This is a genomic window from Methylibium sp. T29 (genome assembly GCF_000576205.1).
Lineage (GTDB): Bacteria > Pseudomonadota > Gammaproteobacteria > Burkholderiales > Burkholderiaceae_C > Methylibium > Methylibium petroleiphilum.
Map to the genome: position 1 here is coordinate 1 of NZ_AZND01000475.1, position 1,446 is coordinate 1,446.

Consider the following 1,446-nt stretch of genomic DNA (forward strand, 5'->3'; position numbering starts at 1 on the left):
TAAGCAATGGGATGGACGCCCCCACCCGCTGACGGCATCGAAGTGCCAGAGTGGAAGTGTCAGCCACCACTCGACCGGAAGGAGCGTCCACCATGCAGGTTACGACGATCGGCCTCGATCTGGCCAAGAACGTTTTCCAGGTACACGGCGTCGATGAGCGCGGCAAGGTCACGTTGCGCAAGCAGCTGCGACGCGATCAGGTCGCCGCGTTCTTCGCGAACTTGCCCGCGTGCCTGATCGGCATAGAAGCCTGCTCGAGTGCACACCACTGGGCGCGCAAACTGCAGGCCCTCGGGCATACAGTGCGGCTGATGGCGCCACAGTTCGTCAAGCCGTACGTCAAGAGCAACAAGAACGACGCGGCCGATGCTGAAGCAATCTGCGAAGCGGTGACTCGCCCGTCGATGCGCTTCGTGCCGATCAAGAACGTCGAGCAACAGTCGGTGCTTGCGTTGCACCGTGTGCGCCAGGGCTTCGTCAAGGCCCGCACGGCGCAGGCCAACCAGATCCGCGGGCTGCTCGCCGAGTTCGGGCTCGTGGTGCCGCAGGGCATCGCTCACATCGCGCAGCGCGTTCCAGACATCATCGAAGATGCCTTGATCGAACTGCCGGGTTCGTTCCGGCTGCTGATCGCCCGGCTGCTCGAGCAGCTACAGCTGCTGCATCGCCAGGTGGACGAGATCGAGGCCCAGATTAAGGCGTGGCACCGCACCAGTGACGCGAGCCGTCGGCTCGAGAAGGTGCCGGGCATAGGTCCACTGACTGCGACGGCGATGGCAGCCAGCGTCGGCGACGCGAGGAACTTCGACAACGGGCGGCAGTTCGCTGCTTGGCTGGGTGTCGTACCGCGCCAGCACTCCAGCGGCGGCAAGCCGACCCTCCTGGGTATGAGCAAGCGTGGCGACGCGTACCTGCGAACGCTGCTGATCCACGGCGCCAGGTCGGTGATCTACCGCGCGACGCAGCGCGCCGATGTCGACGGCTGGCTGATGAAGCTGGTCACGCGGCGCAACAAGAACGTTGCCGCCGTCGCACTGGCCAACAAGACCGCCCGAATCGCGTGGGCGTTGCTCGCGCACGATCGCAAGTTCGAGGCTGACTACGCAGCCACGTAGCTCGGCGCGGGCAACCACCCATCCCCCCGCCCTTCCCGCCAGCGGGAAGAGGCCCCAACGACGTCCGGCAAGACAAGGAGATTCCCACCGCCGATTGCTCAGGCAACCAGCAAGTTGATGGCACGACAGGTCAGACCGTGGTTGGCACAGCCCGCGCCGGACGAGGCACCAAGAGTGCGTGTAAGCGATCGAGGCGCCGACCAGCAGAACCCATCAGGGACAGCGAGCTCGTCTCGCATTGGAAGTCCGGATGTACGGGTGCAATCTCTCCCTTCGTGGCAGCAGCAAGCGGGAAAGCTTGGCAAACCGGGGGCGTCCATGTACGTCCGGC

1 protein-coding gene is annotated in these 1,446 nt (G+C 64.9%); it reads left to right on the forward strand.

The genetic code is table 11. The annotated features are described in order from the left end of the window. Positions 1–92: 92 nt before the first annotated feature. The gene (locus x551_RS22145; protein ID WP_036236695.1) at positions 93–1,115 is read left to right on the forward strand and encodes an IS110 family transposase; all 1,023 of its coding nucleotides are present in this window, start codon (positions 93–95) and stop codon (positions 1,113–1,115) included. Positions 1,116–1,446 lie beyond the last annotated feature (331 nt).

Coding starts and splice junctions, on each gene's coding strand:
- x551_RS22145 (WP_036236695.1), top strand. CDS start 93: ATGCAGGTTACGACGATCGGCCTCGATCTGGCCAAGAACGTTTTCCAG.